Origin of the sequence: Streptosporangium sp. NPDC000563, from assembly GCF_040299985.1 — a bacterium.
Taxonomy (GTDB): Bacteria; Actinomycetota; Actinomycetes; order Streptosporangiales; family Streptosporangiaceae; genus Streptosporangium.
This window is the reverse complement of the sequence record NZ_JBEPDA010000022.1, coordinates 55,221-79,586: the sequence shown is the minus strand read 5'-3', so window position 1 is coordinate 79,586 and position 24,366 is coordinate 55,221. Positions and strand designations below refer to the sequence as shown.

Below are 24,366 nucleotides of genomic sequence, written 5' to 3'. Positions count from 1 at the left end.
CCTGCCCCCGGGAAAGCGCACCGGCCCGCGACGCTCGCCGATGCCGCGCGGCACCAAACGCCTGGAGCGCCGTACCCCACTCGCCCAGGGCAGCAGCCAACTCGCCCGCACCCGCCTCAACCCGACCAGCCGCAAGCGGGACAAAGCCAACCGCGAACGGCGGGCCATGGTTCGCGAGTTGTGGCCAGACATGGCGCCCGCGTGCATCGTGGCCGGCTGCCCTCGCCTGGCTGACGACGTCCACGAACCGTTGAGCAGAGCCCGCGGTGGGTCGATCACAGATCCGGAGAACGCAGTCCCGATTTGCAGACCGTGCCATACGGAGATCACGGACAAGGAGCCCGATTGGGCTTACGAGCAGGGCCTGCTCGTGCACTCGTGGGAGGCGAAGAAGTGAAGCCCAAAACGAAGATCCGGCGACTCAAGTCGGGCGCACGTATCCCTGAGGAGCAGCCGTACCGGTACCCCACTAGCGACGGGTACGTGGCCCTGCGCTGGCACGTCGGCGACCGTTCATACGTCGAGGTACTTGAGCATCGAGTCCAAGACGGCGTGGTCGTTGACGCGGAGCATGTCCACCACAGGAACCACGTGCGTACGGACAACCGGCCGGAGAACCTGGAGCCGTTGACGGCAGATGAGCACTCCAAGCGTCACGAGTCTCCGTACGCCGCAGAAATGCTGGAGCGTTACTCAGCTGGCCAGCCAACCACAAAGATTGCAACTGACCTGGGCCTTGACGTCAGCCATGTGTTCCGCGTCCTTCAGCGGAGAGGCGTCACCTTCCGAACCTCCGGTGACTATCTGCCGCCTCTCGATCCCCAGCAGATCGCTGCTTGGCATGCCGCAGGAGTTCGAGTCAGGGAAATGGCACGCCGATCTGGGCGCAGCCCGAAAGCGATCAACGCCCTTCTAGACGAACTGGGCCTACCGCGATTTCGTCCGGGTCGCCCATTCGCGAAACAAGGAACGGCATGAAGGCCAGCCAGTTCCCCTCCGGACACACCTGCACAACCCGAACCCTGGAGTCAGCATGACCACCAACCCGACCACCACCGTCCCCGACGAGGACCAGGACGAGCGCCACGACTGCCGCCGCGACGGCTGCACCTACGAGGTCATCACCACCCCCCAGGACGGCCCCACCCAGATCGTGTGCTCCGGCACCTGCGGCCAATCCTGGCCAGTCGGCCCCGCCGCTCCCGCCGAGCGCGTCGCCGGATACCTCACCGTCTCCGCCGAACACGACCGCGACCGCAAAGTCCCCTGGATCAACCCCCAACTCCGCCCCACCCCCGAACTCGCCGACCGCGACCGCACCTACTGGCAGCCATCCCACAACACCATGCGCCGCGGACTCACCCTCCGCCTCGCCAAAGTCGTCTACCTCGACCAGCCCGAACAGTAGGCCCCGAACAGCGCGAGAGCCGCCCCACCACTCGGTGAGGCGGCTCTCGCGTTCCCGCCGGGGCTCACCCTCTTCACTCATGCTCGGAATCTTGCCTCGCCAAGCGTGCGCTCCTCGACACTTCCGCAGCTCTCCGATCGGCCTCTTCCGCAGCTCTCCGATCAGCCTCATTTTCCCGCCGACGCCGTTCAACCAGAACTTCAGCGCGGTTCAAGTAGCGCCGCATGTTCTCCTCGGGAGGAGAGACCAACGCCGTGAAGAAATCCGGCACCGATGGGAATCCACTCGGCGGCGGTTGCCTCGACGGCCACAACCCACCCGACTCCACCACCGGCCGGTTCCTGAGGAGATCAAGCTCCGCGCGAACCCTCCCCAACTCCTCAGCCTGCTCCGCCAGAGCCTTCAACACCTCACGCCTCTGCTCCTGCCCCTCCTCCTCCCCAGCGGCCTGCTCGACCAGCTCAGCAACCTGCGCCTCCTGATCCGACTCCTCCTCGGCCAGCTTCGCCGCCTCGATCGCCGCCAACTCGATCTGACCCCCCGGATACGACAGCGTCGTCATCCGGTCGATCAGCCGGCCGAACGCCGCCTTGTACCGCCGCATCACCATTCCCGCCGCGAGCACGATTGCCACCGGCCACGCGATCGCACCCACCAGGCCCGCAATCGCCTCGATCAACTTCGCCCATTCCGCCACCCCCCGATCGTCTCGCCCGGCCCGGCCGTGGGGGAGCGGAGTGCCCAGACCGTGATCCACCAACCACCTGGAGACACAACCCCCGATCCGGGTACCCTGACCGCATGACCACGGGAACCGAAACCGTCGCCTACACCGACGAACAGCGAGACGCCGCCCTCGCCGCCCTCGCCGAACTCCTCGGCGGCCCACCGGACCCCGACCTTCTCGCCCAAGCTCGCGCGTTCGCCGCCGACCCCGACACGGCCAACGCCCACCTCCACGCCGAGGCCGAGCACTCCGAGTGATCGGAGGCCGCGTACTCGACACCAGCGCCCTCTACGCCTGGAGTCGACGATCCCCCTACATGGCCGCCGTCGTCTGGTCCAGCGTCCAAGACCACACCGTGATCGCCGTCCCCATCCCCGCCCTCGCCGCCGCCCTCGGCCAGATCCGCGAACGCGACTGGGACCTCGTCGACACCCTCCTGGACCTGCCGGTCACCATCACCACCGGCGACCTCACCCGCGCCAGCGCCTCCAACCTCGCAGCGACGCTCCGCCCCGCCGGAAGCCACGCCCCCGCAGCGCTCACCGCCGCCTCCGTCGTCGAAGCAGCCACCTCCCGCGGCTGGCCCGCCCTCACCGCCGAGCCCTACCCGCTGCACTCCCTCGCCCCCCACCTCGTCATCGAGCACCTGCCCTAACCCCGCGCTGAACCTCACCCGCCGCCCCGTTCCGGGGTCGGCGGGTTTTTTCGTGCGCCGTCTTGCCGAGGCCAGACACTAGCTATCGCCGTCCGGCATCCTCCCCGCGATCCCGTCCCATCGGACCGCGAGGAGAACCACCGCCATGGCCGCACACCGCACCACCCCACACGGCACGGCCCGGTGACCCGCCCCATGCCCGCCGTCATCGCGACCGCACTCCTCGCCGCCGCCGGGATCGCCGTAGCCACCGCAGCCGCCGGCTACGTCCTCGGCCAACGCCAAGGCCGCCGCCAGGGGCAGCGGGAGAACGCGCGCCTCACCGCCCGCCTGGACACCTTCACCACCATCCTCCGGCCCCTCCCGGCGAATCTCCGCGCCGGCCGCCGCGGCGTCCACCTCTCCGACGCCGATCTGGCGACGCTCGCCCTCCTGGTCTCGCACCCCGGCCCGGATGGCGAGCAGCTTCTCGCGCTGGAGTCCACGTTTCACCCAGAGAACCCCTAGACGCACATCAAAAAATTAACTAGTCTTTGAGGTGTTCGAAAGGGCGACCATGCGGGGTCGCCCCCAGCAACACCGGAAAGGCAACACCTTGCGCACGTACCTTCGCTACCTCGCCGACGACCTCCAGACCATCGGCTTCCCCCCGGCCGCCACCAGCCACGCCAACACCGGCGTCCAGGTCTTCATCAACGACGACATCCACGTCGCCATCGCCACCGAGACCGGCCACATCACCATCGCCCGCCTCCACCCGGGCGCGTCCGACATCGTCTGGGACCTCGACTACGGCAAGCGCCACCCCGTCCTCACCGGCCGCTCCACCGCCGCCTGGGAGATGCGCACCGACACCGACACCCCCGCGCCGGTTCTCCTCGCCGTCGTCCGCGAGGCCCACACCCTCCGCCGCCTCGCCGCCTAACACGATGACGCGACACACCACCGAGACGCCCGCCCTGCGGATCATCCGCACCGCCGCAGACCTCCAAGTCGGCGACTGGCTGAACACCGGCCGCCGAGACGTTCAGGTCACCCACCTCAACCCGCCCACCCGGGAGGAAACCCTCGCCGAAGGGCGCCGCGAGGTCTGGTCCCTCGGCTCCTGCTACCCGATGGACGCAGACGACCCCGTACGAGCCACCCCCGGCTGACCGCCCCCCCTTGAGCTGGTCGCCCCCGCCACCAGGCGGGGGCGACCCACCACCCCCCGCGACGCCGACCAGGCGCCCACCCTCAGCAGAGGAGAACACCCCTTGAGTACCCCTCTTACCCCGCCCACCCCGGAGAACGTCGCCGAGTTCTTCGCCTTCAACGACGGCGAGTACGACGACGGCGGCAACCTGTGGTTCCCGTCGATCAAGGCGACCGACAACGTCATCGAGATTGCCATCACGCCGGGCGACGAAGACGGCACCGAGACCAACGAGGTTGTCCACTTCCGGGCAGTCGTCGCCGAGGGCGAGCAGACCCCGATCGTGTTCGACCGCGCCACGTTCGAGCGCCGCATCAACGAGCGATTCGACAACGCGATCAACAAGCTGGGCTTCGCCGCCCCCGAGATGTGGCCCGCCCACATCGCCGCCCTTCGCGAGCAGATCCTCAACCTGGACTTCGACCTTGAGGCCGCCCAGAGCAACACCGGAGAGGCGGACACCCGATGAGCGCCGACACCACCGCCCTGGCCGCCCTCACCAACCCGCCCGCCTCCGACGACCTGATCGAGGAACTCGCCGACACCGTCCGTTCCCGGCTCGACCACGAGCACCCCGAGCCCGGCAGCGGGGCGGACTGGTTCTGCCTCAACCTGGTCGGCTACATGGGCGAGCGCATGGGCAACGTCCTCACCCGGCTCCGCGCCGCCGAGACCGAGCGGGACCAGCTCCGCGCCGAGGTGAAGGCCAACCGGCAGCGCTGGTACCACGACGACCAGAGCCGCACCCTGTGCGTCGCCGGACACGACCCCGAGACACGGCAGTGCGCCGAGGGCGGCGGGCCAGTCTTGTCCGAGGTCGAGTACCTGACGCAACTGGTCGAGATCTGGCAGGGCCTCACGAAGAAGGCCACGGAGGGCGAAGACAAGGCCCGCGCCGAGTTGACCACCGCGCAGGTGGACGCCAAGAAGTGGGCGAGCGTCGAGCACCTCATCGAGCGCGCCATCCGCAAGGGCTACCAGCTCGACCCCGACGACCTCACGGACGCCCTCAACCCCACCCCCTAACCCCCCTCCCGCCCCCGCTCACACCCGGCGGGGGCGGCCCACCCCTTCCCCTGGAGCCACCATGACGCGAATCGTGGACCTCTTCGCAGGCCCAGCGGGCTGGGACATGGGCGCCCGCATCCTCGGCATGGCCGACCCGATCCACGGCTACGACATCGACGCCGACGCCTGCGCCACCGCGACCGCCGCCGGATTCCTCCGCACCCAGGCCAACGTGACCGACCTTGACCCCGACAGCATGCCGGGCGTGACGGACGCCATCATCAGTCCCCCTTGTCCCACCTTCAGTACTTCCGGCAAGCGCACCGGCTTGGACGACCTCCACCACATCTTGGAAGCCATCAGGCAACTCGGCGACAGCCAGGCCGGACTCGGCCCTGACGACGTCTGGGCCGACGTGTACGCCAGAGTGCAGGACGTCCGCTCCGCCCTGGTGGTGGAGGCCGTCCGGTTCGCGCTCCGACTCCCACACCTTCAGCGGCTGGTCTGCGAGCAAGTTCCCGGCGTCACCCCCATCTGGCAAGAGATGTGCGCAGAGCTGGCCACCGCACATGACTTCACAGCGTGCAACGTCCTCACCCTGCACGCAGAGGACTTCGGCCTGCCCTCCCGCCGGACCCGAACCTTCGTCATCGCCACCCGCAACCAAACCCCAGACCTGGACGGCCTCCCCTTCCGGGAAGGGTGGACGTGCGGCAGATACACCGCGCCGGCGAACCTGACCCCGGGAACGCGAGCACACTTCCCCCAGACCACGATGGCGTCAGCGCTGAACTATCCGGCCGGGGAACGGATCAACACCCGAGGAAACCGGCGCACATCCGGCGGCAACGAGTTCAGCACCGACGGCCTGTCCTGGTGCCTCACCGAGAAAGCCCGGAGCTGGAAGCGCGTCTCAGACGGCGCCCCACTGACCGCATCCCAAGCGGGACTACTGACCGGCTTCCCCGCGGACTACCCGTGGCAAGGCAGCCGCTCGAAGCAGTTCCTTCAGGCCGCCGACGTCGTCTCTCCCCCCGTTGCCGCCGCCGTGCTCGGCACAACCCTCGGCCTCGACTGGGAAACCCCGGTGCGCGCCTACCTCGCCGACCTGTACCCGGCCAGCACAACCACCCTGCCCGCCCCCGAGCCGGTCCAGCTCGACCTGTTCTCGGGAACCGCCGCGTGACCACCATCCCCCCCGAAGGGACTGACCTCCGATGAGCACCCCCACCGCCCCGGCCGCTCTCGCTTTCCCCACCGGGGGAGCATGCACCAACCGCCCCAACCTCATGACCCCGAACCCCGACGACACCCAGGCCGTGGACGCCGCGATCGAAACCTGCCTGTCCTGCTCGGCCTACGTCCAGTGCCTCGCCTGGATCACCGCCACCCCCACCGACCAGGACCCCGGCGGCATCATCGCCGCCCTCACCGAAACCGACCGAGGACTCCCCACCCCGCGCCGAGCCGACCCCGACGAGAAGCTCCCTGACCCCGACACGAGGCGCTGCACCCGCTGCAAAACGGTCAAGAACCGCAGCGAGTTCTACGCCCATCAGGCCAGGTGGTGCATCGACTGCCGCCGCGCCTACGGCCGGGACCGCTACCACCAGCTCAACCCCGGCGCCCGGCACTACGAACCCGTCGAAGGCCGAACCCAGAAGGCGTGCCCCGACTGCGACCAGACCAAGCCCCTGAAGGACTTCCACCGCAACCAGGCCCGGCCGGACGGCCACGCCAGCATCTGCAAGCCCTGCCTCAAGATCCGCCGGAAGAACCCCCGCCTCCGGAAGAAGCAGCCCGCATGACCCAGCCCACACTCCACCCCCACGAAAGGCCCCCGATGACCTTCCCCGCGATCGGCGCCACCTACGTCCTTGTCCACGACGGCCTCTGGATGTACTACCTGCCCGAGACCCTCAAGCCCGCCTACGGCGCCAAGGGCGACATCACCGCCCACGCGGACGGCCAGCTCATGACCAAGCTCCTCCAGCCCGGATGGTGGGGGAGCGCCCACCAGGCCGAGCAGATCACCATCCACGTCCCCCAGCGCGACCGCGTCATCGGCTACAGGCTGGACGACCCCGCCACCGAATCCGAGCGGTTCCCCGCCACGCTCACCACCGAGAAGTACGACGAGCTCCGCGAGCAGAACGACATCTGGTTCCAGATGTACTCACCCCTCTACCAGTCCGTCACCGCCCAAGCCCTTTCCCTCACCGGCCCCTGGACCGTCCTGGAGAACGCCGCCCCGGCCCCGGTCGGCGACCCCCGCCCCTGGCACGCCAGCCTCCCCACGATCCTCACGCAGCGCCCCGAGTACGCCCACCTGTTCCCCGGCGCCCTCAGCGGCTTCCGCGACCACCTGAGGAAGCTCATCGAGGCCATGCCATACGTCCGGCACGTCTTCACCCGCGACGAGTTCGAGGTCGTCCTGGAGGTGCCGCTCGAACTCCCCGAACACCAGTGGGTGCCCTCCCCCTACCCCGCCCGACGCCGCCGCGGCGAAGGCCACAACCGGCAGGTCACCATCACCCGCCGCCTCCACCTCCCCATCCCCGACCGCGTCCCCGGCGTCACCCGCGCCGACGCCGAACGCGTCTGGGACGAGCAGACCGCGCACTGGACCGCCGTGGTCACCTCCGCGTCCGCGAAGGCGTGCAACACCTGCCGAGGCACCGGCCACGTGGTGGACGGCTCCACCGAGTACGACGCCAAGAAGGCGTAACCCGCCCCGCCCCGGGCGGCGCCCGCACGGCGCCGCCCACTCCCTGAAGGAGAGAACCGATGAGCTACCCCCACAACAGCGCTGACTGCGACGAACACCACGACCTGGTACGCGACTTCAACGGCCCCCGCCCCACCATCGTCGTCCTGTGCGGCTCCACCCGCTTCTCCACCGCCTTCCAGGAAGCCAACCTCCGCGAGACCCTCGCCGGCCGCATCGTCCTGTCGATCGGCTGCGACATGCGCACGGACACCGAGATCTTTGGCGACATGCCCGAGAACGAGCTGGCCGACGTCAAGATGCGCCTCGACGAGCTGCACAAGCGAAAGATCGACCTGGCCGACGAGGTGATGGTCCTCAACTTGGGGGGTTACGTCGGGTCGTCCACTCGCTCCGAGATCGAGTACGCCGAGAAGGTCGGCAAGCCCGTCCGCTACCTGGAGCCCACCACCCAGGGGGAGACGAACACCGCCAGGGGGGCCGAGTGAGCGCCGCGCCGCCGAACGATCCCTCTCCCTCGTAGGAAAGGAACGCCATGCCTGACACCAATATGAGCAATCGCCCAGCAGCAGCGTCTACGTTAGACGATCACGAAAAGCCTGTAGAGCATCGACGTCAGGTCGGGCTCTCGACCGCCAAGGAGCTTCCCATGTCGGACGCTATCCGTGATCACGTGCGCAAGATTCTGCGAACCTACGCTGCGGACGATGAAGCGAAAACCGCCGCCATCCGTGAAATCGAAGCCTCCGGCGGCAAGATCATCACCGGCGGCCAGATCTTCGGAGACGAATGGGAGATTCTCGACTGGCGCACCGGCACGCGCATAGCTCACGGCGACGGCGGCATGCAGGGTTACGACGAGACATGCGCACGCCTGGACCCCGAAGACACCTGGCGGCACATCGACCCGCTCTCCGAGAGCCTTGAGTCTTCCGAACCGCCCCCCACTGACGGCGTTCCCCCCAGCCTGGCGCAAGCCCTACAGGAATGGATCGACAGCACAGCCACCCCAGACGAGGAGATCGCCGAGGTGGCTGACTGGGACGTTGCAGAGGTCACTCGATGCCTCAGGGCCGACCACCCCTGACGCGCTATCTGACACCTCCCAGACCTGGGCACAGCACAACGGCGGCCACCCCCTCGTGCGGGGTGGCCGCCGTTCGCGTACCGCTAGCCCTACACCGTCATCACAGGCGCGGAGCCCAGGGGAGAGCGTTCACATCCACCCCGTACGCGACACTCACCACGATCACGACCGTGATGACGATCGCCCGCACATGACGACCCCACTCACCAGGGATCCGCACAGACCACTCGAAACACTCACCGGCAGCCACATGACCTCCTACAACCTCGAAACGACAGAACAGATTGCCGCCAGGCCCAGAGGAAAATTGCGGTAGCTCTCACCGCTGGCTACGCTGAAGGTTGCTTTAAACCCGGTCAGCGTGCAGTCCAAACTCTGGGCCTGGCGCGATCTCGAAAAATCAGGCTCGGTCCGTTCCAGCGGACCGGGCCTTTCGAGTTCTCAGGAAGCATACCGACGTCTCCCCACAGTCAGAGAGCGTCCAAGCCCGCTCCTCGGCTCCCTGACGCACCCTGACACGCCCTGACTCACGGAGACTCACGAAAACTCACGGAAACTCGCTGAAAACTCCCCAGGACGCGCCCAGGATTTCCGTAAAAAAATTCCAGCGGACCCACCATCCGAAACCAGACGCAAGCCCCACCCTCCCGCTACACCTGCCCGCATGGACACGCATGCAGCCCTGACCAGCCCCTTCCCGGGCACACCCATCTACGACAACCTCACCCACGAATACGGCATCACCCCCGCCGGCCTGCCCCGCACCGCAGCCCGCGGCCCCTTCGACCCCTTCAAACGCCCCGCCGCTGTCGAACTTCTCGGCCAGCCCGGCGATGTCGTTGCGGTCGACGCAGGTGCGAAGCCCGCCCGCACCCACCCGTACTTTGCCGTTGCGGCCGACCGTGTTCCCGACCTCCCCGACGTCGACGAGCAGACCGCGACGTACCCGCGCATCCCAGCGTTACCTCTGGCCCTGGCCGACCGGTGAGCCACCGCCAGCCCGGCCAAGAACCCGGCACCCGATGGCCAGTCGCCGCGTTCCGCGCATTCCTGCTGCTCCTCGCCAGCGTCCACGTATGGGCTGCGGCCACCACGACCAGCACCCCGCTGCGGATCGCCGCCTACACCGCCGCCGCCGCCGTCATCCTCGCCGAGCTGGCCCGCGCCACCCTCACCTAACCCGCCCTGCTGCCTTTCTCGGACCGGAGTCTGAAGATGACCTCGCCTGCGCACGTCGCCCGCATCACCACCCGCATCCCTGCCGCCGCCCTCGCCCGGCTCCCTGAACCCGCTCTGGACGAAGGCGTCAGCGGCGCGCACTCCGTCGTCAATGCCCAACAGTCTGACCCGGCGGCCCCGTCGCTCCACGAGCACGCCACCGCGCTCCTCGAAGGACTCGGCATCGACACCACGGAGACGCCGACGAAGGGGACCGGCCGCCGTCTCCTCAACGCGCTCCGCGAACTCACCTACGGCTTGCACGTCAACCCCGGCCGCCACCTGGAGCAGCCGATCCGCCACACCCCCGTCGACTTCCCACCCACCACCGGCATCCTCGCCACCACCGGCATCCCCATCGCAGGCGTCTGCACCTGCCACGCCCTCCCCACCCTCGGAACAGCCGACCTCGCCCACCTCCCCAAACACGGCTACGCCGTCCACCCACCCGCCCAGAAACTCATCTCGTTCACCCAGGAGCACGCGGCCCGCCCCACGAACCCCGAACTCCTCACCCAGGTCCTCACCGCAGGACTGGAGCACCACCTCACCGCGGCCGGCGTCGCGGTCCGCGTCACCCTCACCCCCCTCTGCCTCGCCCTGCGCAACGGCCGCACCGCCGGAGCCCGAACCACGGCCACCCGAACCACTGGCGCCCTCCAACACCCCGACCGCCAAACCGAACTCCTCACCGCCTGGAGCACCCCATGACTGACACCGACAACGACCTCGACCACCCAGAGGGCTCGGAGAGCGACGAGGAACGCACCAAGACCGGCCGACCACTCAAGCTCACCCCCGAACTCCAGGACAAGCTCTGCGAACACCTCAGCAACGGCCAATACCTCACCACCGCATGCGCTCTCACTGGAGTCTCCAAACCAACCGTCTACCGATGGCTCGAACAGGCAGAGGACCCGGACGCCCCGGCGGAGTTCCGCGACTTTCGAGACGCAGTCACGCGCGCCCGCGCGGAGGCTGAGGCGGCGATGGTCGAGGTGGTGATGATCGACGCGAAGGGTGGCGCGGTCGTGAAGGAGGTGACCAGGTACAAGCCGGACGGGACGGAGGAGACGGAGAAGCAGTTCACGCCGCCGAACGGGAAGATCGCGCTGGAGTATCTGGCCAGGACCCGACCGGCGGACTGGCGGCCGATCAAGGCGGTCGAGGTGACCGGCGCGGACGGCGGTGCTCTCCAGGTCACCCATGGGGTGGACCTCGGAGCGCTCGCGGAGAAGATCAGCCAGGCCCGCCAAGACCACGAGGCCGGCCAGCAGCCGGGGGCGGAGGCATGAGGCCGCTGCCGGCGGGTGAGGCTGCTCAGAACCCGGTGGCCGCGCTCGTCGCTGCTCACCTCGACGACGACGAGCAGACAGTGCGCGCTGTCGGATGCGACGACATCGAAGCCGTGGACTACCTCTGGGGCTCGCGGTACCTGCAACTCCGCTCAGGCGACAAGAGCGAGGTGACGACCGAACTCCCCGCCGAGCTGGCCAACCACATCGCCCGCTACGACCCGTCGCGCGTCCTGGACGAGGTCGCGGCCAAGCGGCGGATCCTGGCCCGGCACCCGGGCGCGACGGCGAGCAGCGAATGCCCTGGCTGCGGGGCGCACCTGGACGGCACCTGGGTGACGCCGCCCGGTGGGACGTGCCCGGAGCTCGCTGATCTCGCTGCCCCGTACGTCAGCCCCGAGGCCGAGCGGGTGGTGAGGTGGTGAGGTGGCCGTGGCCGCGTCGGCCCGAACCGAGTCTGTGGCTGCCTGGGGTGAAGTGGCCGCCGGTGTACCGCGGCCCGGCGACATCGCAAGCCGTGCGTACGACGCCGGATGTCAGCCCACAGGGGTCCCCGAACCCCCATACCGACCTGATCGACGTCCTAACCCCCCAGGGAGCCCCCGATATGACTGTGTGTAGCCGAAATGGCGAGGATGCGGGTTCTCGGCCCGGGAATCCTGAGACCCTCATCCCCTTTATCGCTACGGACCGTGAGGGAAAGCAGGTGATGGGGCGGCTGTGGAAGCTGTTTCAGGAGGCGGAGCAGCGGGCCGGTATCGCCGAGAAGGCGCTGGCGAAGGTCGCGGAGCTTGCCGCTCAGCATCTGGCCGACACGAAGCCCCGTCAGGGCCGGTCGCCGGTCCTCGGCGCGCTGGCGGGCGGGCCTGCGGTCGCGCACTTCGCTGAGCTGGTGCTGGCCATCACCGGGCCGCCGCCCGCCCGGGTAGGGGAGGAGCGCGTCGAGTACGTCGAGATGTGGCCCTTCCCGGCGGGTACGTGGGCAGCTGTTCTCGCTGAGGTTCAGCGCCGGTCCGCGCCGCTGCATGGTCTTCTCGCCCTGCACTGCGTCTCGCACAGCGTGATAGAAGCTCCACACCAAGGGCTGGCCTATGACCAGCAGGGGCTGATGCTCCACTTCGACCACAAGGACGCCCGCGACCGCTTCGCCGAGATGAAGGGATGGGAGGTGCTGGAGACTGCGCTCACGCACGTCGTCGGAGGCGGCGAATGGCGCATCGCGTCCGACTGGGGGGCGCCGAGCGGCACCCCCGAGGCCGCTCCGGTGGAGGACGCCAGGAAGTGGGGGGACGTGATGCAGGGGGCCGAGTGGACGCAGATCGTTCACCTCGTGAAGAAGCGCCGCCCCTTCCTGGGGTATCTGCTCGAACGCCGCTGCACCGCAGCCGACGTGGACATCGCAACTGCTGCGGACGTGGTCGAACAACTCCCCGACGAGCGCACGATACGGATCACGTTCGACACTCCCAGCGCTGAAGCCCAGTTCTCCGAGTTCGCTGGCCACCGCCTCCTAGCGGAGGTGCACCGCGAGGTCGTCGGCGGGCAATGGAAGGTCGAGTTCCGCGCCGCTCCGGAGCCACCCCAGAGCAGCCCCGAGCCCGCGCCCGTGGAGGACGCCGAGGATCGGCGACCGCAGGGCATCTTCACCGACCTGTGCTGGTCGCCGGTCATCGCCGAGGTGCGGCGCCGGTCCGCGCCGCTCCATGACCTCCTCGTCGAGGACTGCCGTTCCTACAGCGTGATGGACGGCCCGCACGGGGGTGAGAAGACGATGGCGTTCGGCTTCGTCCGCAGAGAGGAACGTAGCCGCTTCTTCGACCTGGACGGGCGGGAGATCCTGGAGTCTGTGCTCGCAGACGTCGTCGGCGGCCTGTGGTCCGTCCCCGACCTGCGTCCCCCCGCCGAGCCGCCCCCGAGCAGCACCGCGGAGACCCCGCCCTCGACGGCCCCGAACACCTGGCTGACGGCTCTCGACCTCGTCCGGCAGCGCGAGCCGCTCGTGTGGGACTTCATCGCCCGGTACTGCGTCGGCATGACCGTGGACGCGGGGGCGTTCCCGGGATTCGACACGCCGAAGCTGATGCTCACCTTCGCCCACGACAACATCGTGATCCCGTTCTCTCAGCGCCTCGTCATCCGCCCGGACAAGGTCCAGGAGTACTGGCGGGTCCTCGGCGAGGCGCTCACCGAGATCACCGGCCAGCAATGGCTCCTGAACAACACCGTCACGGGGTCGAAGGCCGCCGCCTCTCTGGCCGCCGAGGCGCCCGAGCACAACCTCCACACCGAGGGGCTCGGCAAGGACGTCCTGGAGGTGCTGAAGACCGCGCAGAACCTCGCACGCATCGACCCGACCGCGACCGCGGCCGACCTCGCCGCCTTGCTGGCCAAGCTCTACCCCCAGGCCGAAGCCGACGCGCCACCCGCAGCCACGCACGTGACGTCGCCGGGCGCCTGGCTGGCAGCCCTCGACATCCTCAGGCGGCGCGAGCAGGACGTGTGGAGCTTCCTTATCCGGCGCTGCGCCGGCGTCGCCGTGGAGAAGGCGGAGGACGACCGGCCTCGACTCGTGGCCACCTTCGACGGCCCCGCCCTCGCTGACCGGTTCCTCACCCTCACCCACGAGGGACGCCGGTACGCGACCATCCTCGTGGAGGCGCTGAACCAGGTCACCGGCGAAGACTGGTGGGTCGCCGCCGACCCCGGCACCCCGGTGCCCGCTGTGCCCCTGGTCGACGCTGCGGCCGTCGAGGAGCGAGTGAGGGCCGACATCGCCGCCCGCCTCCGCGCGGAGCGGCAGGACTGCGACAACCACCCGTGGTCCGGCTGGGGGGCGTCGTGCTGGACGTGCGGACGCAACGGCATCCTCGACCGCGCCGAGTCGATCGCTCTCGGACAGTGGAACCCGCCCGCCGGGAAGGAAGCACTCGGCGAGGTACCCGAGTACGGCACCGACGCCCACCGGTGGTGGCTGGCCGGAATCCGCCGCTCCCACCAACTCCGCGCCAACACCATCGGAGACGACGCCCTGGCCGCACTGGAGACCGCCGAGGACCTCGCCCGCCGCAGCCCGGCCATGACCGCGGCCGACCTCGTCGCCGAGCTGGCCGCGCTCTACCCGCAGCCCGCCCCCGAACCAGCGCCCAACATGGCTGAAGTGCTCGCCGACGCCCCGAACCGCCCGCATGTCGTGGCCGCCCCCTGGCTGAACTTCGGCCGACCCACGCTCGCCCGCACCTGGGCCGACACGCTCGCGGTCATCGGCCCGTACCTCGCCGGGGACGCCCCCGAGACGGTCCTCGCCGAGCTCGGTATCACCCGGGGCGATTTCCTCACCGTCTGCTGGTGGGAAGCCCACTGGGGAACCCGCAGACAGGAATGGGGCGACTGGGCAACCCAGCACGCCGGGGCACTGAGAGAAGGACACTGGCGCGGCTTCGACGACGTCCCGTACCCGCCCCGCCCAGGCACCGGTGGGCAGGAGCCGGACAGCGAGCCGAGTCCAGCCCCAGGGGGAGACTCGACCCCGCCGCGGCTCCTGGCGGCACTGAAGACCGACACCCGATCGCCAGAGGGCATGGTCGATGAGGGGTGGCAGACAATCCTCGACACCCTTCGGCTCCGCAGCGAACCCCTGTGGCTCATGCTCACCCGGCACTGCGTCGAGATCAGCGCGAAGATGAGCGTCTTCGACTTCGACGAGCACACCATGCGGATCGTGCTCCGCCACGACTCTCCCGCAGACCTGTTCCTCTTCCACGTGAAGGAGGATCCCGGCTACGTGACCCCTCTCACCCAGACGCTCTCCAAGGTCGTCGGCGGCCGGTGGCGCGTCTCCTTCGAGGTCGCCCCAGGGAACGAGCCCGACGAGCTCAACGACGACTCGGACACCGACCCCGCCGAGGAACAGGCCGTGACCCCGTGCCCGTACCTCGCCCCGGCCAACCGGTGGGGCTCCGTAATCTCGCTGGACTGACACCCCCTGGGAACGCGAAGACGCCCCTACCCGATCGGGTAGGGGCGTCAGCCGTACAGACGTCAGGGCTTTTCGCGGTACTCGTCGAGGGCGTCCAAGGCGCCCAACGTCACCATCGGCGCTCTCTCCTCGTAGGAGAGAGCAAGGTCCTTGAGCTTGTCCGGATCCGCGCCGCCCCTCAGCAGGCTGAGCGCGGTCTCCTTCGCCTCCGCATGCGCGTCTTCCATGTCAGCTGCGACCTCGGTTCATCTCCCGCTGCACATCGGCCAACTCGGCACGGGTCTTCTCCCGGTCCTTGCGCTTGGCCTTGACCTCGACGTACGGATGCCCAGTCTCTTCCAGGGCCTTCTTCGTCATTCGGGTCTGCGCTCCGTTGCGCATCTCGTCCACCTGAACAGGGTCACCGTAGACGAGAAACGTCTTCTTCCTGCCGAACATGATCGTGCTCCTTCCTTGGGCTCAGCAGTCGCCGAGCGCGGCGTCCGCGTCGTAGTTCTCGACCGGCAGCGCCTCGGCCTCCGGCACGGTCTCCTCCGCCGAGCACGTCGGCTCCGGCGCCTCCTCGGCCGGCCGGTCGCCGTCGCGCTCCTGGGTGGTGGACGAGTCGCCGGTCAGCCAGGAACTGACGGGGCCGTCCCCCTCGGCGGGGCCACACGCCACCAGGGCGCCGAGCACGGCGACCGCGGCGAGCACGGCAGCGAATCGGGTTTTGGGCATGGCGGAACTCTCCTTGAGTGAGGTGGGGGTCTTGACGTTCCGTCCTCCGCCACTCCGCCCGCCCTGGTTGGGCGGGGGAGAGGCGGCCAGCGCAGCGTCAGGAAGCCCAGACCTTGAAGTAGTGGGCGTCGTCCATGTCCAGCGCGTCGGGGTTCTCAGCCGCCCACGCGATGAGGCGCGCCGCCTCCTCGGCGGCGGCCTCCTCGACCCGGGGCGGCCGGCCGGACTCCGGCTGGTACAGCAGGTCCCACATCAGCACCTCGACGAGCGCGACCGTCCACGGCCCCGCCTCCCGGCCACCTCGCAGGTGCTCCCCGGCCTTGGCCGCCTTCGTCGCCAGCGCCAGACACGCGACCGCGAACCGGTCCGGCTTCCGCTGCTCCGCCTCCAACTCCTCGGCCAGCTTCGTGGCCATCTCCTGGATCCGCGCGGCGGTCTTCAGCATGGTGCTCGTCATGTGCTCGATCTCCTCAAGACAAAGAAGGGGGGGAACCTGGGTCGTGGCGTTCCGTCCTCCGCCCCGCCCTCGGGCCGATGGGGTCGACCAGGGGGCGGGACGGCCAGCGCAGCGTCAGACCGGGTCAGGCGCGAGCGTCGGCGATTTGCTCCCAGAACACGGTCTGCTGGGCGGGGGTGAGGAAGGACGCGAAGTCCTCCAAGTCCTGGTCGGTCTGGGTGGCGAGGATGGCGATAGCGGCGGCGCTCATGGTGTCTCTCTCCGGTTCGTTCAGGCGGGGGTGGTCAGGGGTGCGGAGGGGCTCCCGTGGGGAGCCCCGATCGCGACGGTCAAGCGGCGAGTTCGTCCTGCCCGTCCTCGGCGTGACCGGCCGCCACCTCGAAGTGAGCCGCGCTGCTCCGCAGTCCCGGCACCGCCGCTGCCGTGCGCTCATGTGCGGTCTCGAACGAGGCGCCGTCGACGTTCTCGACCATGTCGCACACCTGCTCGGCGACATCGGCCGTGCGGCCCGCGATGAGCTCCAGCCGCGTAAGCAGCTCGGCGAAGTCCACGTCTGGGGCGCCGTCCTCGTCGCCCTGAAGGGCGGTGAGCAGGTCGCTCAGCGCGTTCTCGGCGCGGAGGGCCAGCACGATCGGGTCAGCGGCCTCGGGGGCGGGGGTGGGAACGGAGGCGAGTGCGGGGGCGATCACGCGGGTGCAGCCGCGGGTGTCGGCGAGGAGCTGAGCGAGCATCTGGTGTTCCTTCCGGTGGGGAAGCGGCCCCGCATGGCCGCTCCGAGAACGTGGCGAAGGTGAGAAGTGAGGAGGCCCGCCCCAGCCGGGGCGGGCCTGAGGTGGCGCGGGGGCTATCCCCACGCCACCGTCGTGTGATGGTGGTAGGCCCAGATGGCGACCTCCCGCAGTTCGGTGAGCCTCCCGGCCAGGTAGCCGGGAGCCGTACCGCAGTAGATGAACCGGCCGTCTTCGACGGTCGGCCGCCCCTGCTCGTCATCGGTGGTGATGTCGAGCAGGCCCTGGGCGAGGAGGGTCCGACCGAGGAAGTCCTCGGCGGGCGCCTCGCCCCACCCCTCCTGCGCGTCGTAGCCGAGCAGGTCAAGCAGCCGAGCGGCGTTGCCGTTGGCCATGTTGACCTCCGGCCCGTTGCGGAAGGAGGTGGAGAAGGTGATCGACATGGTGACCTCCGATTGGTGGGGGATCGGTAGCTCCGGCGTTCGGCCGGTCCTGGAGGTCCCATGTCGGGCCTGGTCCGCTGTTGAGTTGTTGCCCCTTCGGGCACTTCAAAGACTAGCTTTTCTTTGAAATGACGTCTAGGGGTTCATGATGGAAATACGTGGTCGGGTGCCAGCGGTCACACCTCACGCCCCCGGAAGAACTCCCGCAGCGCCTCCAGATGCGCCTCCTCAGCCGCCGTCACATCCCCCGAACCCCCGTGCTCCTCGGCGAACTCACACCACGCCACAGCCGCCCTCAGCCCCGCGAACTCCGCCCCCAACTCCCACGGCTCCGCAGGCGCCGGGGGAGCCGTCGCCACCCCGTACCGGCGCCCCAGCTCACCCCACACCACGGCGTCGTCCTGGCCGGCCGCCCGCCACAACACCGCGATCTCCTCTCCGGGCAGCGCCTCGGCTTCCTCGCCGACGATGAGCACCGCGTACGCGGGCGTGATCCGCAGCTCCACCACCCCGGCCGGACCGTCCAGGAAGAACCGCAACTCGGCGGCCGTGTGCGCGGTGAAGTAGTTGAAGCCAGGGCGGTCCATGAGCATCTCCTCAAGGTCGGTACAGCAGGAAGGGGGGTGGGGTGCTCGCACCCCCGAGCAGGAACGGGCACCCCTGGGACGCGCGGTCAGGCGTCGGCATACGCCTCGCGACGCGCCTCGAACTCCGCCCACACCACGACGAGCTCCCGCGTCACGAGATCCGCCGCCCGCGGGTCCTCGCTCTGCGCCATCGCCTGAAGGTTCGCCACGCAGGTCTTCGCCGCCCGGTTGGCGTGCCGAGCCTCCTGCCACCTCCCAATGACCCGCTGGAGCCGCTGCTCGGACACCGCGCTACCCCGCCGGTCGTGGAACTCCCCGGCCTGCTTCACATCGCGCTGCGCCTCGATCAGGCCCAGCCGCGCCTTGCGCTGGTCCAGGCCCGCCGCGAGGTAGCGGTTCACCGTCTGGCACTCGGTGGCGACCAGCCGGTCACGGATCGCGTGCTTCATACCTGCCTCCAATGAGCGGGGTGAGGGCCGCCCCCCGCCCGGCAGGCGGGGGGCGGCCAATGTGACCGGTCAGAGCCGCGAGTGTCTGTCCCCGCGCACCCGCAGCACCCGCCACCCGACGAACGCGACCAGGGCGAGCGTGCCGCCCACCGTGAGCACCGCGACGAGCACGACCGTCCCGACCCCAACCCCGCCGCCGCCGTCGTTGCTGGCGAGGCTGTAGAACGCCACCGGAGCGGCGGGCGCGGTCACCGTGACCGTGGGCAACACCCTCGGCTCTCGCTCGTCCTCAGCCGCAGCAGGAGATGCCGGGGGAGTAGGAGCAGGAGCGGGCACCACCACCGGAGCGACCGGCGCGGGAGGAGCCGTCACGACCACCCGCACCGGAGCACCGCCCACCGTCCGCGTCACCGTCGCCCTCGGCGACGCCTTCACCGTGGCCGACGCCTTCGGCTTCGGTGTGACGGTCACGGTCACCTTCGGCGCCGGGGTCGGCGACGAAGACGGGGAAGGAGTCGACGGCTTGTCCTGCCCAGCACTGGGGGTCACCGTCACCGTGGCCGTCACGGTCGGCGCCGACGAAGGCGCACCCGTCGCCCCGACTTCCCGGGACGCGAGCACCACCGTGCCGTCCATCACCGCCACCGTGTGCACGCCCGACCGGTCCGGCGTGTACGTGCCGACCAGCGACACCGCACCCGTACACAGCGCACCCCCCGAACCGGACGCGACCAGCACCGCAGCACCACCAGGAGGGGTCACGACCAGCTCAGGCGAGCACACCCCCGAGGCGGTCGCCTCGACCGCGACCGCCGTCCCCGCAACGAGGACCGTGCCCGCCGTGGGGGAGACGACGACACCCTTACCCGCCGCGAACGCGGGGGAGGGGACAGCGACCACGAAGGCCGCAGAGACGACCACGAGGGTCGCCAGGGCCAACACCAGACCCTTGAGGAAACGCGGCATACGGCGTTCCTTTCCGAATTGGAGCAGGTGGCGGGACCGCTTCCCGCCACCTCCGAACACCCCCAACTCTAGCGTCTCTTTGAAATAGCGTCTATGGGTTCAAAAGAGGAAAACGAGCATTCCGCACCACCTCCGACCAGCCCAAACACCCCCACACACGAAGCAGGACCCCGCCCAACCGGGCGAGGTCCCACACCACCAACCAGAGCGCCGCAACCCCCGCTACGGCTCCACCCTGCCGACCAGCACCGGCCGCCCACCCCCCACGCGCCCCACACGCTCCGGCCCCCGCCAGCACCCCCCGCACAACGGGTTGCCCTCCCGAGTCCGCCAGGCGTCCACCTTCAAGAGCTGGCGCGGGCACCGGTAGCAGGTCACCAAGCATCCGCAGTCCCCGTCATCCGCCCCGAAGCACACCAGCTCCCCGCAGCACCGCGACTCCATCCCCTCCCCGTCCGCCGCCTCCACCGTCCCCGGGAACCCCTCCCCGCAGTTCGGGCAATGCAGATCCGTGAACGGGTTCGCCGGCGCCTCGTCGACGTCGGCGGGCAGCAGGTGCGGGCGGTGCTTGACGAGCTCGGCAGTCATTCGGGGTGTCCCTTCCGGTTGGGCGGTGCCGCTCACCGCCACCCCTCAACCGTACCCATTTGAACCCATAGACGCTAGATCAAAGAGACGCTAGTATTGGGGGTGTTGGAAACGGGGTGGCCAAGCGGTGGCCACCCCCCGACACCGGAAGGAACACCTACATGGGCAGCACCCGTAACGACAGCCTCCACATCACCCACCTGCTGCGCCTCGCGGTCGGCTTCGCCTGGCTCTCCCAGAGCCCCACGCTCGATCAGCGCGCCCTCGCCCGCCACATCGACCTCGCCCGCACCCTCGCCACCACCCACCAGGGCGACCCCACCGCCTACCGCGCCCTCGCCGCCCAGATCACCGCCGCCCTCGCGTTCCTGGGACGTCACCTCTCCGTCTGCGGCGACTTCGACCACGTCCGCCCCGACTTCGTCGCCCTCCGCGACATCGCCCAGGGCTACCTGCGCACCCTCACCCCCGACCAGCGCCGCCACCTCGCCGCGTTCCAGGGCTTCGAGCACGCCCACCTCGTGGAGGAGAACACCCGCCCCGGCGGCGACGGCGCCCTCGTCATGTGGCTCAACCCCGTCTACTGCCAGCAGACCAACCCCCACCTCGCCCGTGTCCAGGACGCCGCCCTCACCCGCTACGCCGAGCGCTACCCCACCCTCACCGCCGCCGACCGGGACCTGACCGACACCCTCACCCACGACAGCATCACGGTCATCTTCGCCTGACCCCTCAGACCGGCCGCCCCGCCTACCCCACCCGGCGGGGCGGCCCCCACCCCCGAGAAAGGACCCGCACGATGCTCGAAACCCGGCCCATCGACCTCAGCAAACTCGGCGAAGACCTCAACCTCGCCGTCGCCACCGCCGAGATGACCGCCGACCAGGCCGTGAACTTCATCCTCCACCTGTGCGGCCCCGAGATGACCCCGCAGGAAGCCCGCCGCATCTACCGCAACGGCGACGCCACCCAGATGGCATGCGAGTGGAAGATCCACCCCACCAGCGGCAACCTCATGCCCCTGTACGGGCCGCCCCGCCGACTCTGGGACCGCCTCCACGGCAAAGACCGCAACATTCCCGTCATCCCTGAGATCGCCACCACCTACCCCGACATCACCAACTTCACCACCTAACCCCACACCTCCGAAAGGGCGCCCGCACACCAGCGGGCGCCCCTTTTCGCATGCCCCGAATCGAAGCGAGACGCAAACCCCAACCGTCCGGCAGGGTGCCCGCCATGACAGCGCCCACGGCCACCACAGCCCCCGCCGAACCAGTCACCATCGCCCGCATCCGCGCCCTCGACCAGGCCGGACACAGCCCCCGCGCGATCGCCCAACAGCTCCGCCTCCCCATCTTCCAGCTCGGCCCCGTGCTCGCCCTCACCGACGAAGACCTCACCGCCCGTCACGCGGCGGGGCAGAGCATCGCCGACATCAGCGCCGCGACCGGCATCCGCCAAACCCTGCTCCAACGTCTCCTCACCAACGAAGACGAGTCCCCCGCCCCCTCCCCGGTCCCCGCCGCTGCGGAGCCCAAGCAGGCAGACGCCGCAACCATGAACATGATCCGCCTCTACACCGAAGGACAGACCCTTAGGGAGATCACCGAAGCCACAGGCACCAGCTTCAACGTGGTCCGCCGCATCCTCCTCGACGCAGGCGTGCCCCTACGCCCCGCTTCCCGACGCCCCACCATGAACGAAGAAACCGCCCGCGCTGTCGTAGACGCCTACACGGCCGGCCACAGCATCCGCGCCACCGCCGAGAAACTCGGCATCGGCCGCGCCCTCGTGTACGACGCACTCAAAGCCGCAGGCGTGACGTTCCGACCGCCCTCCCGCCACCCAGTAGTCACCGCCGAGGAAAAGGCCCGCATGGTCGTTGCGAGAAAGGCGGGGCAGCCCATCGCGCGCATCGCTGAGAAGACTGGCCGCTCCCGACACACGGTGAAACGCGCACTCAGCAAGACACCCCCGCCGCGCCCCATCGACCTCGAGGCCGCCCGCCTCTACGAGCAGGGCCTGTCCCTGACGCAGATCGCAGAACGCGCTGGCATCACCGGCGTAGCCATCCACGGCCGACTCGTCCGCGCCAGGGTTTCCCTCCGACGCCCTGGGGGGCATATGCCGCCGCCCGCCAAACAGGCACAGATCCTCGCCGCCTACACCGAGGGGGAGACGCTCAGAAGCATCACCGTGCGTTTCCGCGTCGGCTCATCCACGATCTTCAAGATTGTCGACGCCGCCGGGGTCCCACGCCGCCGCGCCCACCCCGCCGAGAAGTAACCACCCCAGGGAGGAGGCGAACACCGCCCCTCCCCACCTCCCGGATCGAAGCGAGACGCAAGTCCTGACGACCCGACATCCTCACCCCCGACTCACCCGCACACCCAGGGAGGACCCCGTGCCGATCGACCTCATCACCCGCAAGGAGTGGGGCGCCCGCCCACCTCGCGGCGCCTACACCTACCTCGCCTCCACCAAAGGCGTGAAGGTCCACTACACCGGCGGCTCGGTGGACCCCGACATCGTCAACGACCACGGCATGTGCATCCGCCTCATGCAGTCCTTCCAGAACCAACACATGGACAGCAACCGCTGGATAGACCTCGGCTACACGGCCGCCGCGTGCCCCCACCGGAAGGTATTCGAAGGCCGCGGCCCCCACCACGTCCCCGCCGCGAACGGCGCCGGCCTCAACAGCGCGCATTACGCCGTGCTCGCTCTCGTCGGCTCCTCCGGCTTCGTGAAGCCCAACGACGGCGTCCTGTGGGGAGTCCTTGACGCCATCGCTTACCTCCGCTCTCGGGGAGCCGCTGGCAACGACCTCAAGGGACACAAGGACGGCTACTCAACGAGTTGCCCCGGCGAGCCCCTGCACGCCTGGGTGAGGAAGGGCTGCCCCGCCCCCACCGGGGACGGCAAACCCGCCACCCCCACCCCGGCGGCCAAGCCTGCCGTCAAGGCGCCGGCCGCCCGTCTGCTCATGTACGTCAAGGGCCGCCCCATGATGCACGGAGACGACGTCAAAGCCTGGCAGCGCACCCTCCGCGACGGCGGCCACGCGGTCGCCGTCGACGGCTGGTACGGCGAACACACCGCCGCCATGACCCGCGCCTGGCAGCGCACCCACAAGCTCCCCGTCGACGGCATCGTCGGCCCCGACACCCGCCGCAAGGCCGCCGCGCTGGCCGCCCGCTGACCCCGCACTGACCACCTCACCGAACGGAACCCGCATGTCCCCCTTCGCCAGGTTGCGCGACGCGATCGTCATCCTCACGATGTTCCTCGCGACGCTCGTCTACCCCGTCACCTACGTCAGCCACGCCTTCCCCAACAGCTTCACCGCGCTGATCCTCGCGGTCATCCTCGGATGGGCATGGTGCGGCAGCGTCGGCACCGTCACGAGCCGCCTGCGCCAACTCGCCGACGACCCGCCCCCTTGCCCGCACCCGAACAACGCCGAAGGGCTCCTGACCACCCGCGCCCGGTACACGCTGGCCTCCTGCTTCGCCGCCACGATGTGCCTGCCCCTGTCAATCGCTCGGCGAATCTCCGACACCCCCTTCGACACCATCACCCCCGCGCTCATCGCCGCCTTGGGCATCGGCGCCGTATGGACCCTGCTGCTCTCCCAAGCGCTCAAGAACCTCATCACCCGCGCCCGAGCCGCCGCCGAGAAGGCGGACAGTCGATGAGCAGCATCTACCGTGTTCTCTGCCTCTCCCACGACCCGGCCATCACCGCCGAGGCCGAGTACGACCGCCCCGAATATGCCGCCACCGCGATCGCTTCAGGCATCCCCGAACACGCGGACTGTGACCTGCTGATCGGCCGCTACTCCTACCCGCTGGTCGAGGTCGGCTGCCCGCCCACCACCGGCCCCGAACACGCAGCCCGCCACCGCTGCTACCCCCACTCCGTCACCGAGTGGGTTGATGTGGCGTGGCTACGCCTCCTCGCCGCCGTTCACCAGTCCGGCGCCGAAAGCATGTGGAGCCTGACCGGTAACGCCCGGCTCGCTCATTGGTCGCGGGAGCGGCTGCACCGCCTACGCAACGAGCTGGGCATCGATGCGGGCGCACCCGCTGACCAGACGACCGGGCAGAGCGGGGCCACTCAGTGACCGGC

Annotated in this window: 39 protein-coding genes; 26 read left to right on the top strand and 13 right to left on the bottom strand. The window is 69.4% G+C overall.

What is annotated here, in order from left to right; genetic code table 11:
• Window positions 1-513: 513 nt before the first annotated feature.
• Window positions 514-657 carry a hypothetical protein gene (locus tag ABT352_RS33245; protein ID WP_350949027.1) on the bottom strand — a complete coding sequence of 48 codons (144 nt, stop codon included), beginning with the start codon at window positions 655-657 and terminating at the stop codon, window positions 514-516.
• Between ABT352_RS33245 and ABT352_RS33240 the strand changes: the two genes are divergently transcribed.
• Entirely contained in the window at window positions 592-978 is a 387-nt protein-coding gene (locus ABT352_RS33240) for a helix-turn-helix domain-containing protein (RefSeq protein ID WP_350949025.1), read from the top strand. The genes ABT352_RS33245 and ABT352_RS33240 overlap by 66 nt on opposite strands.
• Window positions 979-1,033: 55 nt before the next feature.
• Window positions 1,034-1,408, top strand: coding sequence for a hypothetical protein (locus ABT352_RS33235; protein ID WP_350948968.1), 375 nt, complete (start codon window positions 1,034-1,036; stop codon window positions 1,406-1,408).
• A gap of 73 nt (window positions 1,409-1,481) precedes the next feature.
• Here ABT352_RS33235 and ABT352_RS33230 read toward each other — a convergent pair whose 3' ends face one another.
• Window positions 1,482-2,105, bottom strand: coding sequence for a hypothetical protein (locus tag ABT352_RS33230; protein WP_350948967.1), 624 nt, complete (start codon window positions 2,103-2,105; stop codon window positions 1,482-1,484).
• 104 nt (window positions 2,106-2,209) lie between these two features.
• Here ABT352_RS33230 and ABT352_RS33225 point away from each other — a divergent pair, with 104 nt between their 5' ends.
• The 18 genes from ABT352_RS33225 (at window position 2,210) to ABT352_RS33140 (ending at window position 15,297) form a co-directional block, all read left to right on the top strand.
• On the top strand, window positions 2,210-2,392 hold the full coding sequence (locus ABT352_RS33225) for a hypothetical protein (RefSeq protein ID WP_350948966.1): 183 nt from the start codon (window positions 2,210-2,212) through the stop codon (window positions 2,390-2,392).
• Window positions 2,389-2,790, top strand: coding sequence for a hypothetical protein (locus ABT352_RS33220; protein ID WP_350948965.1), 402 nt, complete (start codon window positions 2,389-2,391; stop codon window positions 2,788-2,790). Before ABT352_RS33225 ends, ABT352_RS33220 begins: the two co-directional genes overlap by 4 nt.
• A gap of 195 nt (window positions 2,791-2,985) precedes the next feature.
• Complete coding sequence (locus tag ABT352_RS33215; RefSeq protein ID WP_350948964.1) at window positions 2,986-3,297, top strand: hypothetical protein; 312 nt, start codon at window positions 2,986-2,988, stop codon at window positions 3,295-3,297.
• 88 nt (window positions 3,298-3,385) lie between these two features.
• Complete coding sequence (locus tag ABT352_RS33210) at window positions 3,386-3,715, top strand: hypothetical protein (RefSeq protein WP_350948963.1); 330 nt, start codon at window positions 3,386-3,388, stop codon at window positions 3,713-3,715.
• Between the two features lie 4 nt (window positions 3,716-3,719).
• Complete coding sequence (locus ABT352_RS33205) at window positions 3,720-3,944, top strand: hypothetical protein (RefSeq protein WP_350948962.1); 225 nt, start codon at window positions 3,720-3,722, stop codon at window positions 3,942-3,944.
• 102 nt (window positions 3,945-4,046) lie between these two features.
• Window positions 4,047-4,454, top strand: coding sequence for a hypothetical protein (locus ABT352_RS33200; protein ID WP_350948961.1), 408 nt, complete (start codon window positions 4,047-4,049; stop codon window positions 4,452-4,454).
• Window positions 4,451-5,011 carry a hypothetical protein gene (locus ABT352_RS33195; RefSeq protein ID WP_350948960.1) on the top strand — a complete coding sequence of 187 codons (561 nt, stop codon included), beginning with the start codon at window positions 4,451-4,453 and terminating at the stop codon, window positions 5,009-5,011. Before ABT352_RS33200 ends, ABT352_RS33195 begins: the two co-directional genes overlap by 4 nt.
• 61 nt (window positions 5,012-5,072) lie before the next feature.
• Window positions 5,073-6,179 carry a DNA cytosine methyltransferase gene (locus ABT352_RS33190; RefSeq protein ID WP_350948959.1) on the top strand — a complete coding sequence of 369 codons (1,107 nt, stop codon included), beginning with the start codon at window positions 5,073-5,075 and terminating at the stop codon, window positions 6,177-6,179.
• A 31-nt stretch (window positions 6,180-6,210) separates the two neighbouring features.
• Window positions 6,211-6,801: a hypothetical protein gene (locus tag ABT352_RS33185; RefSeq protein ID WP_350948958.1), complete on the top strand. Its 591-nt coding sequence runs from the start codon at window positions 6,211-6,213 to the stop codon at window positions 6,799-6,801.
• A complete protein-coding gene (locus ABT352_RS33180) occupies window positions 6,798-7,721 on the top strand; it encodes a hypothetical protein (RefSeq protein WP_350948957.1) in 924 nt (307 codons plus the stop codon). The genes ABT352_RS33185 and ABT352_RS33180 overlap by 4 nt, the downstream gene beginning before the upstream one ends.
• 59 nt (window positions 7,722-7,780) lie before the next feature.
• Complete coding sequence (locus ABT352_RS33175; protein WP_350948956.1) at window positions 7,781-8,209, top strand: hypothetical protein; 429 nt, start codon at window positions 7,781-7,783, stop codon at window positions 8,207-8,209.
• Between the two features lie 47 nt (window positions 8,210-8,256).
• Complete coding sequence (locus tag ABT352_RS33170) at window positions 8,257-8,808, top strand: hypothetical protein (RefSeq protein ID WP_350948955.1); 552 nt, start codon at window positions 8,257-8,259, stop codon at window positions 8,806-8,808.
• Window positions 8,809-9,472: 664 nt separating this feature from the next.
• On the top strand, window positions 9,473-9,796 hold the full coding sequence (locus tag ABT352_RS33165) for a hypothetical protein (protein WP_350948954.1): 324 nt from the start codon (window positions 9,473-9,475) through the stop codon (window positions 9,794-9,796).
• A complete protein-coding gene (locus ABT352_RS33160; RefSeq protein WP_350948953.1) occupies window positions 9,793-9,987 on the top strand; it encodes a hypothetical protein in 195 nt (64 codons plus the stop codon). The genes ABT352_RS33165 and ABT352_RS33160 overlap by 4 nt, the downstream gene beginning before the upstream one ends.
• A 36-nt stretch (window positions 9,988-10,023) precedes the next feature.
• Window positions 10,024-10,737 carry a GTP cyclohydrolase I gene (locus ABT352_RS33155; RefSeq protein ID WP_350948952.1) on the top strand — a complete coding sequence of 238 codons (714 nt, stop codon included), beginning with the start codon at window positions 10,024-10,026 and terminating at the stop codon, window positions 10,735-10,737.
• On the top strand, window positions 10,734-11,321 hold the full coding sequence (locus tag ABT352_RS33150; protein ID WP_350948951.1) for a terminase small subunit-like protein: 588 nt from the start codon (window positions 10,734-10,736) through the stop codon (window positions 11,319-11,321). The genes ABT352_RS33155 and ABT352_RS33150 overlap by 4 nt, the downstream gene beginning before the upstream one ends.
• Window positions 11,318-11,746 (top strand): DUF6221 family protein, encoded by a 429-nt coding sequence (locus tag ABT352_RS33145; protein WP_350948950.1) that lies wholly within the window; start codon window positions 11,318-11,320, stop codon window positions 11,744-11,746. The genes ABT352_RS33150 and ABT352_RS33145 overlap by 4 nt, the downstream gene beginning before the upstream one ends.
• Before the next feature lie 284 nt (window positions 11,747-12,030).
• Window positions 12,031-15,297: a hypothetical protein gene (locus tag ABT352_RS33140; protein WP_350948949.1), complete on the top strand. Its 3,267-nt coding sequence runs from the start codon at window positions 12,031-12,033 to the stop codon at window positions 15,295-15,297.
• 62 nt (window positions 15,298-15,359) lie between these two features.
• On the opposite strand, the gene ABT352_RS33135 is transcribed toward ABT352_RS33140, so the two are convergent.
• The 11 genes from ABT352_RS33135 to ABT352_RS33085 form a co-directional block, all read right to left on the bottom strand.
• Entirely contained in the window at window positions 15,360-15,524 is a 165-nt protein-coding gene (locus ABT352_RS33135; RefSeq protein ID WP_350948948.1) for a hypothetical protein, read from the bottom strand.
• A gap of 1 nt (window position 15,525) precedes the next feature.
• Window positions 15,526-15,735, bottom strand: coding sequence for a hypothetical protein (locus ABT352_RS33130; RefSeq protein ID WP_350948947.1), 210 nt, complete (start codon window positions 15,733-15,735; stop codon window positions 15,526-15,528).
• 21 nt (window positions 15,736-15,756) lie between these two features.
• Complete coding sequence (locus tag ABT352_RS33125; RefSeq protein ID WP_350948946.1) at window positions 15,757-16,014, bottom strand: hypothetical protein; 258 nt, start codon at window positions 16,012-16,014, stop codon at window positions 15,757-15,759.
• Between the two features lie 97 nt (window positions 16,015-16,111).
• The gene (locus ABT352_RS33120; protein WP_350948945.1) at window positions 16,112-16,471 is read right to left on the bottom strand and encodes a hypothetical protein; all 360 of its coding nucleotides are present in this window, start codon (window positions 16,469-16,471) and stop codon (window positions 16,112-16,114) included.
• 124 nt (window positions 16,472-16,595) lie between these two features.
• Window positions 16,596-16,721 (bottom strand): hypothetical protein, encoded by a 126-nt coding sequence (locus ABT352_RS33115; protein ID WP_350948944.1) that lies wholly within the window; start codon window positions 16,719-16,721, stop codon window positions 16,596-16,598.
• A gap of 79 nt (window positions 16,722-16,800) precedes the next feature.
• Window positions 16,801-17,202 carry a hypothetical protein gene (locus ABT352_RS33110; protein ID WP_350948943.1) on the bottom strand — a complete coding sequence of 134 codons (402 nt, stop codon included), beginning with the start codon at window positions 17,200-17,202 and terminating at the stop codon, window positions 16,801-16,803.
• A 113-nt stretch (window positions 17,203-17,315) separates the two neighbouring features.
• Complete coding sequence (locus ABT352_RS33105; protein ID WP_350948942.1) at window positions 17,316-17,642, bottom strand: hypothetical protein; 327 nt, start codon at window positions 17,640-17,642, stop codon at window positions 17,316-17,318.
• A 176-nt stretch (window positions 17,643-17,818) separates the two neighbouring features.
• The gene (locus ABT352_RS33100) at window positions 17,819-18,229 is read right to left on the bottom strand and encodes a hypothetical protein (protein WP_350948941.1); all 411 of its coding nucleotides are present in this window, start codon (window positions 18,227-18,229) and stop codon (window positions 17,819-17,821) included.
• Window positions 18,230-18,315: 86 nt separating this feature from the next.
• Window positions 18,316-18,678 carry a hypothetical protein gene (locus ABT352_RS33095; protein WP_350948940.1) on the bottom strand — a complete coding sequence of 121 codons (363 nt, stop codon included), beginning with the start codon at window positions 18,676-18,678 and terminating at the stop codon, window positions 18,316-18,318.
• A 69-nt stretch (window positions 18,679-18,747) separates the two neighbouring features.
• Complete coding sequence (locus ABT352_RS33090; protein WP_350948939.1) at window positions 18,748-19,644, bottom strand: hypothetical protein; 897 nt, start codon at window positions 19,642-19,644, stop codon at window positions 18,748-18,750.
• Window positions 19,645-19,866: 222 nt separating this feature from the next.
• Window positions 19,867-20,232 carry a hypothetical protein gene (locus ABT352_RS33085; protein ID WP_350948938.1) on the bottom strand — a complete coding sequence of 122 codons (366 nt, stop codon included), beginning with the start codon at window positions 20,230-20,232 and terminating at the stop codon, window positions 19,867-19,869.
• 161 nt (window positions 20,233-20,393) lie between these two features.
• Between ABT352_RS33085 and ABT352_RS33080 the strand changes: the two genes are divergently transcribed.
• From ABT352_RS33080 to ABT352_RS33055, 6 genes are all read left to right on the top strand, one after another.
• Window positions 20,394-20,960 carry a hypothetical protein gene (locus ABT352_RS33080; protein WP_350948937.1) on the top strand — a complete coding sequence of 189 codons (567 nt, stop codon included), beginning with the start codon at window positions 20,394-20,396 and terminating at the stop codon, window positions 20,958-20,960.
• A 71-nt stretch (window positions 20,961-21,031) separates the two neighbouring features.
• Complete coding sequence (locus ABT352_RS33075) at window positions 21,032-21,367, top strand: hypothetical protein (RefSeq protein ID WP_350948936.1); 336 nt, start codon at window positions 21,032-21,034, stop codon at window positions 21,365-21,367.
• Between the two features lie 104 nt (window positions 21,368-21,471).
• Window positions 21,472-22,521, top strand: a complete 1,050-nt coding sequence (locus ABT352_RS33070) for a helix-turn-helix domain-containing protein (protein WP_350948935.1) — start codon at window positions 21,472-21,474, stop codon at window positions 22,519-22,521.
• Window positions 22,522-22,639: 118 nt separating this feature from the next.
• Window positions 22,640-23,437, top strand: a complete 798-nt coding sequence (locus tag ABT352_RS33065) for a peptidoglycan recognition protein family protein (RefSeq protein WP_350948934.1) — start codon at window positions 22,640-22,642, stop codon at window positions 23,435-23,437.
• Window positions 23,438-23,471: 34 nt separating this feature from the next.
• Complete coding sequence (locus ABT352_RS33060; RefSeq protein WP_350948933.1) at window positions 23,472-23,933, top strand: hypothetical protein; 462 nt, start codon at window positions 23,472-23,474, stop codon at window positions 23,931-23,933.
• The gene (locus tag ABT352_RS33055; RefSeq protein ID WP_350948932.1) at window positions 23,930-24,361 is read left to right on the top strand and encodes a hypothetical protein; all 432 of its coding nucleotides are present in this window, start codon (window positions 23,930-23,932) and stop codon (window positions 24,359-24,361) included. The genes ABT352_RS33060 and ABT352_RS33055 overlap by 4 nt, the downstream gene beginning before the upstream one ends.
• Window positions 24,362-24,366 lie beyond the last annotated feature (5 nt).